Source organism: Cribrihabitans marinus, from assembly GCF_900109035.1.
Classification (GTDB): domain Bacteria; phylum Pseudomonadota; class Alphaproteobacteria; order Rhodobacterales; family Rhodobacteraceae; genus Cribrihabitans; species Cribrihabitans marinus.
In genome coordinates, this window is the sequence record NZ_FNYD01000009.1 from 43714 (window position 1) to 58746 (window position 15033).

The window sequence follows — 15033 nt, forward strand, 5'->3', positions numbered from 1 at the left end:
GCCGGGACCGACCGATCCGGTCGGAGCAGGTGTATTCAGTTACGCGGAAAGGAACCGATGTCGGGATTGTCGATCGAGAACATCTCAATGCGTTTCGACCTGCCCAACGGCACGTCGGTGCAGGCGCTCAAGGACGTGTCTCTGCACCTGCAGGAGGGCGAGTTGATGAGCGTACTGGGGCCTTCGGGCTGTGGCAAGACCACGCTTCTGAACATCCTGGCCGGCTTTCTCGCGCCGACCGAGGGCCAGATCGTCATGAACGGCCACACCGTGACCGGGCCGGATGCCGAACGTGGCATGGTGTTCCAGCAGGGCGCGCTGTTCGAATGGATGAGCGTGCGCGACAACGTAAGCTTCGGCCCGCGGATGAAGGGACAATCCGCATCGCAATACCAACAGGATGTCGATCACCTTCTCGATGTGGTGGGCCTGCAGGAGTTCAAGGAAAAGGCGATCTACGAGCTGTCGGGCGGCATGCAGCAGCGGGTTGCGCTGGCGCGCTGCCTGGCCAACGACCCGGACGTGATCCTGATGGACGAGCCGCTGGGCGCGCTGGACGCGCTGACCCGCGAGAAGATGCAGAGCCTGGTGCTCAAGCTGTGGAAGGAAACCGGCAAGACCATCATCCTGATTACCCATTCGGTCGAGGAGGCGCTGCTGCTGGGTGAACGGCTGATCGTGATGGCGCCGCGACCGGGACGGATCCACAAGGAATACCGGCTTCCCTTCGCCGACCTGGGCGTAGGCCAGGATCTGCGCGAGGTCAAAAAACACCCCGAGTTCGCCATCCGCCGCGAAGAGATCCTGGGCATGATCTGGGACATGGAAGAGGAAATCATGGGCCGCACGGAGGCCGCATCATGAGCAGCGCGGTTCCCTTCCTGATCTATATCGGCATCTTCGTCGGCTCGTATCTCATCGTGAACCGGATCATCCGGCGCAGCGCCCGGACCGACTTCACCTCGCTCAAGACCGTCACTTTCGGGGATGAAAGCGCGGTGGTGTCCGACCGGGTGGCCAGCGTCATTTCGGTGGTCTCGATCTTCGTGCTGTGGGGGATGTTCACGGGCTCGACCCTGCTGCCATCCTTCCTGCATGCGCCGGGTCCGTTCCAGGGCATCGCGACCTTCGACTATACCGCCGCGACCGAGGACGGGCAAAGTGACACCGCCACGGTCACGGTGCTGGTCCATCCCATCGACGAGCAGCCCGATCCGCCGCAGGTGGAGCCGGGCGAAGGCTGGGCCAGGAATGACACCGCCACCATCGGCATGTGGCGGTCCGGCCTGATCCGCGTCGACCAGAATGACGAGCTGGGCCGCGATGCGGGCGCGCGGGTCACCGAGGTGAACGGCCAGCCCATCGCGCCCGGCGGCAGCGTCGAGACGCCCTTTGGCCGGGTCGGGATGTCGCCCAAGGGCACGCTCAATTTCGAGCCGTCGAAGGGCTGGCAGATGGAGCCGATCTGGCTGCCCGCGCCCGAGGCGGTCTGGCAGAAATTCGTCGAGATCGCCAAGGACGGCTTTCGCGGCACCACGCTGCTGGAGCATCTGGGTTATTCGCTGATGCGCGTCGTGGTCGGGTTTCTCTTCGGCGCGCTGGTGGGTATTCCGCTGGGCTATGCAATGGGGCTGTCCAACTGGTTTCGCGGCTGGTTCGACCCGATCGTCGAGTTCATGCGCCCGGTGCCGCCGCTGGCGCTGATCCCGCTGGTGATCATCTGGGCCGGCATCGGCGAGCTGGGCAAGATCATCCTGCTGTTCCTCGCCGCGCTGTGGATCATGGCGATCGCGGCGCGGTCGGGCGTCTCTGGCGTCAGCATCTCGAAGGTTCACGCGGCCTATTCCCTGGGCGCCAGCAAGGGCCAGATCATGCGCCATGTCATCGTGCCCAACAGCCTGCCCGAGATCTTTACAGGCGCGCGGGTGGCGATGGGCGTCTGCTGGGGCACAGTTGTGGCCGCCGAACTGGTCGCCGCGGAAAAGGGCGCGGGCATGATGATCATGGTCGCCTCCAAGTTCCAGAACACCGACATCGTGATCATGGGCATCATCCTGATCGGCATCATCGGGTTCGGCATCGACATGCTGATGCGCTGGGCCGAGCGGGTGCTGGTGCCGTGGAAGGGCAAGGGCTGAAGCGCATCGCGTTGCGACCCGCGACCGGCCGGGGCGGCGATCCGCCCCGGTTTTTTCTTGCCCTCGGTGCGGTTTGTCGTGTTCGATTCCCGACAAGGCCCTGACACGGCCACCACCGGGGAGGAGCGGCGATGACAGGAACCGGCATCTATGAGCAGCACCTGGGGCAGACTCCGGCCAACCACACGCCGTTGTCGCCGCTGAGCTTTCTCGAGCGCGCCGCGGCGGTCTATCCCGAGCGGACCTCGGTGGTCTATGGCGCGCGGCGCTATTCCTGGGCCGAGACCTATGCGCGGTGCCGGAGGCTGGCCAGCGCGCTTGCGGCACACGGCATCGGCAAGGGCGACACCGTGTCGATCATCGCCGCCAACATCCCCGAAATGTTCGAGGCCCATTACGGCGTGCCCATGACCGGCGCGGTTCTGAACACCATCAACACCCGGCTGGACGCCGCCATCATCGCCTTCATCCTGGACCATGCCGAGGCCAGGGCGCTGATCGTCGATCCCGAGTTCGCGGATGTCGTGCGCGACGCGCTGGACCGGATCGCGCGTCCCGATCTGCTGGTGATCGACATCGTCGACGACAGTTTCGAGGGCGGCGCGCCGCTTGGTGCGCTGACCTATGACGCCCTGCTGGCCGAGGGCGACCCTGACCATGACTGGGCACTGCCGGGCGACGAATGGGACGCGATCACGCTGAACTACACCTCGGGCACGACGGGCAATCCCAAGGGCGTGGTCTATCACCACCGGGGCGCGGCACTGAACGCGATGTCCAACATCCTGACCTGGGGCATGCCGCAGCATTCTGTCTACCTGTGGACGTTGCCGATGTTTCATTGCAATGGCTGGTGCTTCCCCTGGACGATGGCGGTGAATGCCGGCATCTCGGTCTGCCTGCGCGCGGTGCGCGACGAGCCGATCTTTCGCGCGTTCCGCGAACAGGGCGTCACGCATTTCTGCGGTGCGCCCATCGTGCTGAACATGCTGGCCAACGCGCCCGACGCGATGAAGGGGTTCGACCATCCGATCAAGGCGATGACCGCCGGCGCACCGCCGCCGGCTGCAGTGATCGAGAAGATGGAGGCGATGGGCGTCGAGGTCACCCATGTCTACGGGCTGACCGAGACCTATGGCCCGGCGGTGGTCTGTGCCTGGAAACCGGAATGGGATGAGCGGCCGGCCGCCGAGCGGTCCGCGCTCAAGGTTCGACAGGGCGTGAAATATGTCGCACTATCAGGGCTGATGGTGGCCGATCCCGAGACGCTGGAGCCGGTGCCGTCCGACGGCGAGACGATGGGCGAGATCTTCATGCGCGGCAACATCGTGATGAAGGGGTATCTCAAGAATCCCGAGGCCACGGACAAGGCCTTTCGCGGCGGCTGGTTCGCCTCGGGCGATCTGGGTGTCATGCACCCCGACGGCTATATCGCGCTCAAGGACCGATCCAAGGACATCATCATCTCGGGCGGCGAGAACATCTCGTCGGTCGAGGTCGAGGATGCGCTTTATGGCCACCCGGCAGTGATGGAGGCCGCGGTGGTGGCCCGTCCCGACGAGAAATGGGGCGAAACGCCGTGTGCCTTCGTCGAGCTGAAACCGGGCCAGACGGCGACCGAGGCCGACCTGATCGCCTTCTGCCGCGACCGCATGGCGCGTTTCAAGGCGCCAAAGACAGTGGTGTTCGGGCCGCTGCCCAAGACCTCGACCGGCAAGATCCAGAAATTCATGCTGCGCGACCGCGCGCGCGACCTCTAGTCAAGTCGCTCAGCCCGGCTTGCAGGCGTCGGGATGCGCGGCGGCAAAGGCCGGGTGGTTTGCGCAGGCGGCCTCGACCGCCAGGGTCCGGGGCAGATCGCCGATCTCGACCTCCCAGCGCCGGGCGTTGTAGAGCTGCGGCATCAGGCAGATATCGGCCAGCCCCGGCGCGGATCCGGTGCAATAGGGCGCCTGGTCGACCCCCGACAGCAGGGTTTCGAAGGCCTGCAGTCCGGGACGTATGAAATGGCGCATCCAGTCGCCGGGCATGTCACCCTGGCCTGCGGACAGCGCGGTGGCATGGCGCGCGACCTTGAGGTTGCAGACCGGGTGAATGTCGACCGCAAGGACGTGTGCCAGCGCCTGCGCCCGGGCGCGGTCGGCCGGTGCGTCGGGCAGCAGCCCCATCGCGCGGGTCCTGTCCAGGTAGTCGAGGATCGCCAGCGATTGCGTCAGCATCAGACCGTCGATCTCCAGCACCGGCACCATGCCCTGCGGGTTGCGCGCCAGGTGGTCGGGCGCGCGGTGTTTCCCCTGCACCAAGTCGACCGGAACCGCGCGATAGGGAATGCCGGCCAGGTTCAGCGCGATCCGCAGCCGGTAGCTGGCCGAGGACCGCCAATAGTCATAGAGAACGGTTTCGCTCACCATTGACCTCCCAATAATCGGCCAGCCGGCGGTCAGCCGGTTGACCCTGCATTGTATCTGCGCGCGGGTTCAGACGTCGCCCAGTTCCTTGGCGTGCAGCCATTCGGCGTGTTTCGGCGCCTTCTTGGTGCGCGACCACTCCTCGAGCATGTCCCATTTGACCTCGTTAAGCTTGGCCAGCATCGCCTCTTCCTGCGGATCGGGACAGGCCAGCTCGACGCGGTGGCCGTTGGGATCGAAGAAATAGATCGAGTGGAAGATCGAGTGATCGGTGACGCCCAGCACGTCCACGCCGTTGGCCTCAAGATGTTCCTTGAAGGCAATCAACTCGTCCCGGTCCTTGACCTTGAATGCGATGTGCTGGACCCATTCCGGCGTGTTCGGATCGCGCCCCATCTCGGGCTTGGTCGGCAATTCGAAAAAGGCCAGAACATTGCCGTCGCCCGCATCCAGGAACAGGTGCATGTAGGGATCGGGCTCGTGGGTGGACGGCACATGGTCCTCGGCGATGGCCAGGATGAAATCCATGTTCAGCATCTTGCCATACCATTCGACCGTCTCCTTCGCGTCCTTGCAGCGATAGGCGACGTGGTGGATCTTCTCGATTTTCATTGGGTGTCCTCCTTGGGGGCGGCGGCGGCCAGCGCCTGCGTGAGCACGTCGCGGTCGCCGATATGGTTGGCCAGAACCAGGATCAGCCGGGCGTTCAGCGCATCGCTTTCCACCTTGTCCAGCGTCTCGTGCGTGGCCAGCAGATCGGCATAGAAATCGTCGGGTGCATCGAGGTTCGGGGTCAGGATCAACTCTGCCATCTGAAATCACTCCTTGCCTGTCGCGCGCCGGATGGCGTGGCGGAACTGGTTGTCGTCAAAGCCGGGGCGGCGCGCGGCCACGTGCTGATCCGGGCGGATCAGGTAGACCGCGCTGTCATTGTCGCCCAGGTAGCGGCGTTTCAGCTCGTAGGTCGGGTCGTCCTTGACCGACAGCGCCAGCCGTTTGACGACGATCCCGTCCTCCTCGATCTCGTCGGGCGCATCGGCGTCGATGGTCATGAGGGTGAACCCGTCGCCCAGTTTCGACAGCAGGAACGCGTCGCCCAGCGGCGCATCCGGGCAGGCCGAGCCGGGCCGGGTGCGCGCCGGGCCGCCCAACGCATCGGCCGAGTTGAGCGGTGAGCCGTCATAGGTGCAGGGCACGCTCAACCGGCCGGAATTGACCAGCGGACGGGCGAACTCATAATGCTCGGCCAGGTCGAGCACCGCATCGCGGATCAGCCGCGAGACCTCGGATTTCGGCGTGATGAAATCGGTCGAGCGCGTGGAGTTCAGGATGTTCTCGTCGGCGCCATGGACGCGCTCGGTGTCGTAGCTGTCCAGCAGCGCCTCGGGCGCCTTGCCATCCATCACCAGCTTCAGTTTCCAGCACAGGTTGTCGGTGTCCTGGATCCCGGAATTGGCCCCGCGCGCGCCGAACGGGCTGACCTGGTGCGCGCTGTCGCCGGCAAAGACCACCCGGCCGTGGCGGAACTGCTCCATGCGGCGGCACTGGAAGGTGTAGATCGACACCCATTCCAGCTCGAACTCCACCTCGTCGCCCAGCATCTCCTTGAGCCGGGGAATGACGTTCTCGGGGCGCTTCTCGCGCTCCTTGTCGATGTCCCAGCCCAGCTGCAGGTCGATGCGCCAGACATTGTCGGGCTGCTTGTGCAGCAACGCCGATTGCCCGCGGTTGAAGGGCGGGTCGAACCAGAACCAGCGCTCGGTCGGGAAATCGGCATCCATGATCACGTCGGCGATCAGGAAGTTGTCCTCGAACACCCGCCCGACGAAATCGAGGCCCATCATCCGGCGCATCGGGGAATTGGCCCCGTCGCAGGCGATGACCCAGTCCGCCTCGATATTGTAGGATCCGTCCGGCGTGTCGACTTCGAGCACCACATGCTCGGGATGGGTGCCCACGGCCGAGACCTTGTTGCGTCCGCGGATCTCGATCGGCGCGCCTTCGGCCTCCAGCTCGCGCACGCGATTCACCAGGTATTCCTCGAAATAGTATTGCTGCAGGTTGATGAAGGCGGGTCGTCGGTGTCCCTTCTCCGGAAGCAGGTCGAAGCCATAGACCTCGCGATCGTCGAAGAAGACCTTGCCCTGATTCCACAGAACGCCCTTGTCGACCATCGGCTGCCCGCAGCCGAGCCGGTCGAGGATGTCCAGCGGCCGCTTGGCGAAACAGATGGCGCGGCTGCCGAAACTGACCTTGTCGTTGTCATCCAGTACCAGCACCTCGACGCCCTGTTGCGCCAGGTCGATCGCGGCGGCCAGGCCCACCGGTCCGGCGCCCACGACGATCACCTTGTGACGCACCGGTGTCGACGCGTCCTGATCCGGGCTGTGCTTGTAGGCATAGATCGGGGTTTCGAATATCTTGTTCATGGGCTCCTCCCAAAGCGGTGCGCGCGGCACAGGTCTCCCGTCCTCCGGAACCGTTTTCCGAAGGGTCATCTCATCCTTTCAACAAATCCGGCGCGGCGACACGATCTGGATCAAATCGCCCCGATCCGATCAGCCCTGCAGGGCCTCCCACATCTCGATGTCGCGCTGGGCGGTCCAGATGCGCGGGGTGTCGATGCCGCGCGCCTCGTCATAGGCGCGGGCGACGTTGAAGGGCAGGCAATGCTCGTAGATCGCGTAATCGGCGAATTTCGGATCGCACTCGGCGCGCACCGCGTCCCAGGCCTCTTTCAGCGACCCGCCGCGCGCCGCCACCCTGGCGGCGGGGCGATAGGTGCTCTCGACGAAATCGCGGGTGTTCTCGATGGCGGCGTTGACCATCTCGGGCCCGACCAACGCATCGCCGCGGCCCGGCGCGATGGCGTCCACGTCGAACCACCTGATCGCGTCCAGCGTGTCGCCCCAATCGGAGAAATGCCCGTCGCCGCAATAGCAGGCCGAGTGGTATTCCACGATGTCGCCGGTGAACATCACGTTCTGGTCGGGCACGTGGATCACGATATCGCCGGCGGTATGGGCGCGGCCCAGATGCATCAGGTCGACCCGGCGATTGCCCAGGTAGACCGTCATGCTGTCGTTGAAGGTGGTGGTGGGCCAGGTTAGGCCGGGGATGCTCTCATGACCCTCGAAGAGGCGCGGGAAGCGCTGGAATTCGCTGTCCCAGTCCTCCTGCCCGCGTTCGACGACCATGGCGCGGGCCATGTCCGACATGATGACCTGCTGCGCCCCGAAGGCCGAGGCGCCCAGCACGCGCACCGCGTGGTAATGGGTCAGCGCCACATGGGTGATCGGCTTGTCGGTGACGCCGCGCACGCATTCGATCACCTTGTTGGCCAGGCGCGGGGTGGCCTGCGCCTCGACGATCATCACCGACTCGTCGCCGATGATGACGCCGGAATTGGGATCGCCCTCGGCGGTGAAGGCGTAGAGGCCCTCGCCGACCTCGGTGAAGCTGATCTTCTTTTCGCTCATGTCGCCTTGCGACGCGAATGCCTTGGCCATGGTCTGTTCCTTCTTCGGGGGATGGGATGGAACCCCATCCTACGGGGGGATGCGCGGGGCAGGGGCCGCCCCGCATGTGTTCAGTCCGTTTGCAGAAACTCCAGCCGGTTGCCGAAGGGATCCTCGGCAAAGAACCGGCGGCGGTTCTCGATGGTGCCGTCCCAGCGCGGGGTCTGGCCCAGGGCCTCGATCCGCGCCGCAACGGCGTCTATGTCTTTGACGGCAAAGCCGGGATGGGCCTTGCGGGCCGGTGCGAATCCCTCTTCGACGCCCAGATGCAGCTCGGCGCCGTCCAGCGCCAGCCACAGCCCGCCGCGCGCGCGAAGCGCTTCGGGCTTGGGCCGCTCGGTCAGTCCCAGCCCCTCGCACCAGAAGGTCCGCGCGGCCTCCTCGCCGCCCGCCGGCATGGCGATCTGGATATGATCGAGCGCCAGCACCGCAATCAGCGCGCGAAGGGATCGTCGAGCGCCGGCAGCACCCGGCCCACGCAATCGCCGAAACCGATGGCATAGCCGTCGCCGCGGGCCGCGCCCTTGAGCGTCAGCGTGTCGCCATCCTCGACAAAGGAGCGCTCTTCGCCAGTCTCCAGCGTGATCGGCTCCTTGCCGCCCCAGCTGAGTTCCAGCAGCGAGCCGCGGCTTTCCTTCGTCGCGCCCGAGATCGTGCCCGAGCCCAGCAGGTCGCCGGTGTTCATTGGGCCGCCGGCCGTGGCGTGATGCGCCAGCTGCTGCGCGGCGGAGTAATACATCTCGTTGTAATTGGTCCGCGCGATGGTGCTTTCGCCCTTGCCTTCGGGCGCCAGCGTCACGGCAAGGTCGATGTCATAGAGCATCGGCCCGCAGTCCTTTAGGTGGTCCAGCAGTTCCACCTCGCGTTCGGGCGTGTCGGTGCGGAACGGCTCCAGCGCGGCCTTGGTCACGATCCAGGGGCTGATCGTGGTGGCGGTGGCCTTGGCCTGGAACGGGCCCAGCGGCTGGTATTCCCAGGCCTGGATGTCGCGCGCGGACCAGTCGTTCAGCAGCACGTAGCCGAAGATGTTGTCATCGGCCTCCTGCACGGTGATCGGCCCGTCGCTGGGGGTGCCGACAATGGCGCCCATCTCCAGCTCGATGTCGAACCGCGCGCAGGGCGCCCAGCGGGGCCTGTCGTCATTCGGTCCCTTCAACTGCCCCCAGGGGCGGCGCACATCGGTGCCCGAGACCACGACCGACGACGCCCGGCCGTTATAGCCGATGGGGATGTGCAGCCAGTTGGGCGGCAGCGCGTTCTCGGCGCCGCGGAACATGGTGCCCACATTGGTGGCGTGATGGCGCCCGGCATAGAAATCGGTGTATTCGCTGACGGCAAAGGGCATGTGCATCTCTGCATCCGCCCGCTCCACCAGCAGCGGCTCGACCTTGTCGCGCTCCTCCGCGCCCTCGGACAGAAGCGCGATCAGCCGTTCGCGCAGGGCGGCCCAGACGGCGGGGCCTTCCTCCATCAACTCGTTCCAGAACGGCACGTCGAAGAGCGGCGTGTCGGTGAGCTGGATCAGGCCCTGCGCCTCGGCCTCGGTTATGTCGAGGATGCTGTCGCCGATGGCGACCCCGCAGCGCGGCTCGCCGTCACCGATCGAGAACACGCCATAGGGCAGGTTGTTGAGCGGAAACGGGTGGTCGGCGTCGTTGGCCGAGGCTACCCAGCTTGTCATAAGGGGCATGTCGTCTCCCATTTTTTTCTGGTGGCGCCCGGCACCGGTTTGGCCGGCCGGGCGTCATTCTCATCTGGATATCGCCGTTGCCTATTTCTTGCCCGGCGTCCCGTCGAACTTTTTTTCGATGTCCGACCAGCAGTCGATATAATCGTCCTGCAGCGGCGCCTCGTTGGCGGCAAACGCGGTCAGGTGCTGCGGGAACCGGGTTTCGAACATGAACGACATGGTGTTGTCCAGCTTGTCCGGCCCCAGATTGGCGTTCGACGCCTTCTCGAACGCCTCGCGGTCGGGGCCGTGCGGCAGCATCATGTTGTGCAGGCTCATGCCCCCGGGGACAAAGCCCTGCGGCTTGGCGTCATACTGGCCATAGATGTTGCCCATCAGCTCGGACATGATGTTCTTGTGATACCAGGGCGGGCGGAACGTGTCCTCCATCACCATCCAGCGTTCGCGGAACAGCACGAAGTCGATATTGGCCGTGCCCGGCACACCCGAGGGCGCGGTCAGCACGGTGAAGATCGACGGGTCGGGGTGGTCGAACAGGATCGCGCCGATGGGGCAGTAGTTGCTCAGGTCGTATTTCACCGGCGCGTAGTTGCCGTGCCAGGCCACCACGTCCAGCGGGCTGTGGCCGATCCTGGTCTCGTGGAACTGGCCGCACCACTTGATGGTGACGGTGGAGGGTGCCTCGCGATCCTCGAAGGCGGCCACCGGCGTCTTGAAGTCGCGGCGGTTGGCCATGCAGTTGGCGCCGATGGGGCCGCGGCCCGGCAGTTCGAATTTCTGGCCGTAATTCTCGCAGACGAAGCCGCGCGCCGGGCCTTCCAGAACTTCGACGCGATAAAGCAGGCCGCGGGGGATCACGGCGATCTCCTTGGATTCCAGGTCGATGATGCCCAGCTCGGTGCAGAACCGCAGCCGCCCTTCCTGCGGGACGATCAGCAATTCGCTGTCGGCGGAGTAGAAATAGGCATCGACCATCGATTCGGTGACCAGGTAGATGTGGCTGGCCATGCCGACCTGGGTGTTGACGTCGCCCGCCGTGGTCATGGTGCGCATGCCGGTCAGCCAGGTCAGGCCCTCGTCGCTGTGCGGCACCGGATCCCAGCGGTATTGGCCCAGGCTCACCACGTCGGGATCCACATGCGGCGCGGATTTCCAGTAGGGCAGGTCGATCCTTGCGTATCGGTGCGAGTGCTTCACGCTGGGCCGGATGCGATAGCACCAGGTGCGCTCGTTCTGGTGGCTGGGGGCGGTGAAGGCGGTGCCGCTCAACTGTTCGCCATAGAGGCCATAGTTGCATTTCTGCGGGCTGTTCATGCCCTGCGGCAAGGCGTCGGGCAGCGCCTCGGTCTCGAAGTCGTTTCCGAAACCCGGCATGTAGCCTTCGGTCGTGCCCGTTGCGGTCGGGGCCTGGGTGAAACTGTGCGGTGCGGTTTGACGATTCATCGCGCGCTCCTGTGATTGCTGCTTGTGACCTAATAGTTGATTTTGTAACTAACAAGGATGGGAGTGGCAAAAAATGACTGAAGAAGACAGCTTTGATCTGCGGGATTTCCTGCCGTTCCTGCTCAACCAGGCGGCCGAGGAAAGCTCGCTGGAGTTCCAGCAGGTCTACAAGGACCGGTTCGGCATGCTGCGCACCGAGTGGCGCGTGCTGTTCCATCTGGGCATGTATGGCGAACTGACCGCCAAGGAGATCGGAGAGCGCGCCAAGATCCACAAGACCAAGATTAGCCGGGCCGTCGCCAAGCTGGCGCAGCGCCGGTATCTGACGCGCACCCGTGACGCCAATGACCGCCGATCCGAGCGGCTGGCGCTGACCACGGCCGGGCGGGCGGTCTATCGCGAATTGCGCGGGGTGGCCCAGACCTATGACGCGCGCCTGGCCGCCCAGTTCACCACCGGCGAGGCGGCGCTGCTGCGCATGATGCTGCGCCGCCTGGCGGGGATGGAGTGATTTGAGCCTCGCAATCGGCGCGCGAAGCCACCAGATAGAACGCAGCGCCTCGGCAAACCGGAGACCGGCATGATCGAAACCGACACTTACCAGCCTTCGGCAGCCGAATCTGCTGCCGACATCAATGCATGGCTGATGAAATGCGGGCTGGAAGGGGTGTCGCGCGACGATCTGCTTGAGGGGTATTGCCAGCGTCTGACCGACCTCGGGATCCCGCTCATGCGTCTGCACGCCGCGCAGAGCACGATCCACCCGCATTATGGCAGCCTGGGTTTCAACTGGCATCGCGAAGACGGCGTGGCGACGTATGAATACGCCTACAGCGCCGATCCCAGCGACGACTGGTTGCAGAGCCCGCTGTTTCACATGCTCGACACGGGCCAGACCGAATTGCGGGAAAACCTGGCCGCAGACACGGGCGACAGTCGGTTTCCGATCCTGAACGATCTGCGCAAGCAGGGGGCGACGGACTATTTCGCCGCGGCCCAACTGCTTCAGCCGCAACCCGAAGATGTCAGCCTCGACCCCGTAAGCGAAGCGCCCGAGGGGTTGCTTCTGTCGTGGACCAGCGATGCGCCGGACGGGTTTCGCAACGCCGATCTCGACATGTTCCGCGCCACGCTGCCGCTGTTGGGGCTGGCGCTCAAATCCGCGGCCAACCGGCAACTGGCGACGGATCTGCTCGAGGTCTATCTGGGCCGCGAGGCAGGCCAGCGCGTCCTGTCGGGTGAGATCCAGCGCGGGTCGCTGCGCGAGGTGGATGCGGTGCTGTGCTATTTCGACCTCAAGGAATTCACCAGCCTGAGCGAACGCACCGCCGGGCCGGACCTGATCGCCATGCTCAACGACTATTTCGGCATGGCGGTCGAGGTGATCGAGGCGCATGGCGGCAGCGTGCTGAAATTCCTGGGCGACGGGATCCTGGCGATGTTCAACCTCGACAGCCTGTCGCTGTCAGCCGCCGCCGGGCTGGACGCGGCGGCGGATCTGCAGGCGGGGATGCGGTCGCGCAACGCCGAGCGCGGCGCGCGCGGCGATGTCACCACGGATGTCACGCTGGCCCTGCATGCGGGGCCGATCCTGTATGGCAATATCGGCGCCGAGAACCGCCTGGATTTCACGGTGATCGGACCGGCGGTCAACCTGACGGTGCGGCTGGCAGGGATGCACCGGGCCGTCGGGCGCAACATCATCCTGTCCGACCGCGTGGCCCATGCGGCCGAATGCCCGCGACAGGACGTGGTCAGCCTGGGGCGCTACATGCTGCGCGGCGTCTCCGAGCCCTGCGAGCTGTTCACGATCTACCAGGGCTGATCCGGCGCGCGGTCAGAACTCGACTTCGACCCCGGGCAGGTTCATCGCCTTCATCATGTCGCGCAACTCCTGCCGCGCGGCGATGTTCGAGATGTTCAGTTGCTTGACCCCGACATCCTTGAGATCCAGCAGGGTCAGGCCGCGCGGAAACAGCTCGCGAAAGATCACCCGCTCGGAAAAGCCAGGCGCCACGCGGAACCCGATGCGCTCGGCCAGCATGGTGATGGCGCGCTCCATCTTCTCCTTGTTGACCATGCGCTGCGTGCCGACGCGGTTGCGCACCACCACCCAGTCGATCGGCTTGAGCCCGGCCTGCGCCCGCAACTGCCGCGCGTTCCACACCATCTCGGAATAGACCGAGGGGCCCAGCAGTTTCTCGCCATGCGAGTCGATCCGCGCCAGCAGGTCGAAATCGATGAAACTGTCATTGAGCGGCGTCACCAGCGTATCGGCCAGCGAATGGGCCACCTGGCTCAGCCTTGTATGCGAGCCGGGGCAGTCGATCAGGATGAAATCGCTGTCCGGTTCCAGCCTGGACACCGCCGCCGACAGCCGGTGGTCATAGACGTTCTCTCCGGGTTTCAGAGTGGCGGCATCGATTTCCGGAAGGTTGTGGTTGGCCGGGCTGGGCAGGTCCAGCTCGGCGGATTTCAGAAAGGCGCGCCGGTTCTCGAAATAGCGCCCCAGCGTGCGCTGCCGCAGATCCAGGTCCAGCGTGTTGACCTTGTGGCCCAGCCGCGCCAGCGCGGTCGCCACGTGCATGGACACGGTGGATTTGCCCGCGCCGCCCTTTTCGTTCCCGACGACAATGATATGCGCCATGCCCCTGTGCCCCTCGCCCCTGCGGACTTGTCTCAGCATTGTTGACGCACACTATATGTTGTGGGGCGAACAAAGGGAAGCTCTCAACCGCGGCTTCTGCGCGCAAGTTCAGTTCAGGCGCTGGCCGGTTCCAAGATCAAAGAGATGCAGGTTGTCCATCTCGCAACCCAGCGTCACCACCGACCCGGCGGCACCGGCCTGCACGCCGTGCAGGCGGACCGCCAGCGGCGAGTTGGCCCCGGCCAATTTGCCGTGCACCACGGTGTCGGCGCCCAGCTGTTCGATGAAATCGACCTCAAGCTCCATGCTCAGCGCCCCGGCCGGGACTTCGGTCAGGTGTTCGGGGCGGATGCCCAGGGCGATCTTGTGGCCCGGTTCGGCCGGCAGCGGCTCGGCAAAGCGCAGGCTGTGCGAGCCGTTCACCGCAAGGCTGCGGCGGTCGGGGTCCACGGTCCCCTCGACGAAGTTCATCGCCGGGCTGCCGATGAACTCGGCCACGAAACGGGTCGCGGGGCGCAGATACAGGTCCATCGGCAGGCCGATCTGTTCGACCCGTCCGGCATTCATGATGATGATGCGGTCGGCCAGGCTCATCGCCTCGACCTGGTCATGGGTGACATAGACGAAGGTGGCCCCCAGCCTCTTGTGCAGCGCCTTGAGCTCGGCGCGCAGCTGTGTGCGCAGCTTGGCGTCGAGGTTGCTGAGCGGTTCGTCGAACAGGAACACCTTGGGGTCGCGCACGATGGCCCGGCCCATCGCCACCCGCTGCCGCTGCCCGCCCGACAGCTGCCGCGGCTTGCGGTCCAGATAGTCCTCCAGCCGCAGCGTGCGGGTCGCCTCGGCGATGCGGGCGTCGATCTCGGACCGCGGCAGCCCCTCGTTCTTGAGCCCGTATTCCATGTTCTTGCGCACGGTCATGTGCGGGTAGAGCGCATAGTTCTGGAACACCATCGCGATGTCGCGGTCGCCGGGCTCCAGGTTGTTGACCCGGCGGTCGCCGATCAGCAGATCGCCGGTCGTGATCGTCTCCAGCCCCGCGATCATCCGCAGGATGGTGGACTTGCCGCAACCCGACGGCCCCACCAGCACGATGAATTCGCCATCCGCGATCTCGGCCGTCACCCCCTCGACCGCCTGCACGCCGCCGGGATAGGTCTTGCCCAGACCGGTGATGCTCAATTCCGCCATG

At 65.2% G+C, this 15033-nt stretch carries 15 protein-coding genes; 5 read left to right on the top strand and 10 right to left on the bottom strand.

What is annotated here, in order from left to right:
- Positions 1-57: 57 nt before the first annotated feature.
- From BMX57_RS15215 to BMX57_RS15225, 3 genes are all read left to right on the top strand, one after another.
- Positions 58-864, top strand: a complete 807-nt coding sequence (locus BMX57_RS15215; RefSeq protein WP_092368974.1) for a taurine ABC transporter ATP-binding protein — start codon at positions 58-60, stop codon at positions 862-864.
- Positions 861-2138, top strand: a complete 1278-nt coding sequence (locus BMX57_RS15220; RefSeq protein ID WP_092368977.1) for an ABC transporter permease — start codon at positions 861-863, stop codon at positions 2136-2138. Before BMX57_RS15215 ends, BMX57_RS15220 begins: the two co-directional genes overlap by 4 nt.
- 131 nt (positions 2139-2269) lie before the next feature.
- Positions 2270-3898 carry an acyl-CoA synthetase gene (locus tag BMX57_RS15225; protein ID WP_092368979.1) on the top strand — a complete coding sequence of 543 codons (1629 nt, stop codon included), beginning with the start codon at positions 2270-2272 and terminating at the stop codon, positions 3896-3898.
- 9 nt (positions 3899-3907) lie between these two features.
- On the opposite strand, the gene maiA is transcribed toward BMX57_RS15225, so the two are convergent.
- From maiA to hmgA, 8 genes are all read right to left on the bottom strand, one after another.
- Positions 3908-4546, bottom strand: coding sequence for a maleylacetoacetate isomerase (maiA, locus tag BMX57_RS15230; protein ID WP_092369300.1), 639 nt, complete (start codon positions 4544-4546; stop codon positions 3908-3910).
- A gap of 69 nt (positions 4547-4615) precedes the next feature.
- Entirely contained in the window at positions 4616-5158 is a 543-nt protein-coding gene (locus BMX57_RS15235) for a VOC family protein (RefSeq protein WP_092368981.1), read from the bottom strand.
- A complete protein-coding gene (locus tag BMX57_RS15240; RefSeq protein ID WP_092368984.1) occupies positions 5155-5358 on the bottom strand; it encodes a DUF2783 domain-containing protein in 204 nt (67 codons plus the stop codon). Before BMX57_RS15240 ends, BMX57_RS15235 begins: the two co-directional genes overlap by 4 nt.
- Before the next feature lie 6 nt (positions 5359-5364).
- On the bottom strand, positions 5365-6975 hold the full coding sequence (locus BMX57_RS15245) for an FAD-dependent oxidoreductase (RefSeq protein WP_092368987.1): 1611 nt from the start codon (positions 6973-6975) through the stop codon (positions 5365-5367).
- Between the two features lie 129 nt (positions 6976-7104).
- Entirely contained in the window at positions 7105-8055 is a 951-nt protein-coding gene (locus BMX57_RS15250) for an MBL fold metallo-hydrolase (RefSeq protein ID WP_092368990.1), read from the bottom strand.
- A gap of 80 nt (positions 8056-8135) precedes the next feature.
- A complete protein-coding gene (locus tag BMX57_RS15255; RefSeq protein ID WP_229724257.1) occupies positions 8136-8492 on the bottom strand; it encodes a VOC family protein in 357 nt (118 codons plus the stop codon).
- 5 nt (positions 8493-8497) lie between these two features.
- On the bottom strand, positions 8498-9754 hold the full coding sequence (gene fahA / locus BMX57_RS15260) for a fumarylacetoacetase (RefSeq protein ID WP_092369303.1): 1257 nt from the start codon (positions 9752-9754) through the stop codon (positions 8498-8500).
- Between the two features lie 81 nt (positions 9755-9835).
- On the bottom strand, positions 9836-11197 hold the full coding sequence (hmgA, locus tag BMX57_RS15265) for a homogentisate 1,2-dioxygenase (protein WP_092368993.1): 1362 nt from the start codon (positions 11195-11197) through the stop codon (positions 9836-9838).
- 73 nt (positions 11198-11270) lie between these two features.
- Here hmgA and BMX57_RS15270 point away from each other — a divergent pair, with 73 nt between their 5' ends.
- Both BMX57_RS15270 and BMX57_RS15275 read left to right on the top strand, forming a co-directional pair.
- Complete coding sequence (locus BMX57_RS15270) at positions 11271-11708, top strand: MarR family winged helix-turn-helix transcriptional regulator (protein ID WP_092368995.1); 438 nt, start codon at positions 11271-11273, stop codon at positions 11706-11708.
- A gap of 69 nt (positions 11709-11777) precedes the next feature.
- Positions 11778-13022: an adenylate/guanylate cyclase domain-containing protein gene (locus tag BMX57_RS15275; protein WP_177175475.1), complete on the top strand. Its 1245-nt coding sequence runs from the start codon at positions 11778-11780 to the stop codon at positions 13020-13022.
- Positions 13023-13034: 12 nt separating this feature from the next.
- Here the strand turns inward: BMX57_RS15275 and BMX57_RS15280 are convergent, their stop codons facing one another.
- Both BMX57_RS15280 and ugpC read right to left on the bottom strand, forming a co-directional pair.
- Positions 13035-13844, bottom strand: a complete 810-nt coding sequence (locus BMX57_RS15280) for a division plane positioning ATPase MipZ (protein WP_092368998.1) — start codon at positions 13842-13844, stop codon at positions 13035-13037.
- A 108-nt stretch (positions 13845-13952) separates the two neighbouring features.
- The gene (gene ugpC / locus BMX57_RS15285; RefSeq protein ID WP_092369001.1) at positions 13953-15032 is read right to left on the bottom strand and encodes a sn-glycerol-3-phosphate ABC transporter ATP-binding protein UgpC; all 1080 of its coding nucleotides are present in this window, start codon (positions 15030-15032) and stop codon (positions 13953-13955) included.
- Position 15033: the final 1 nt, after the last annotated feature.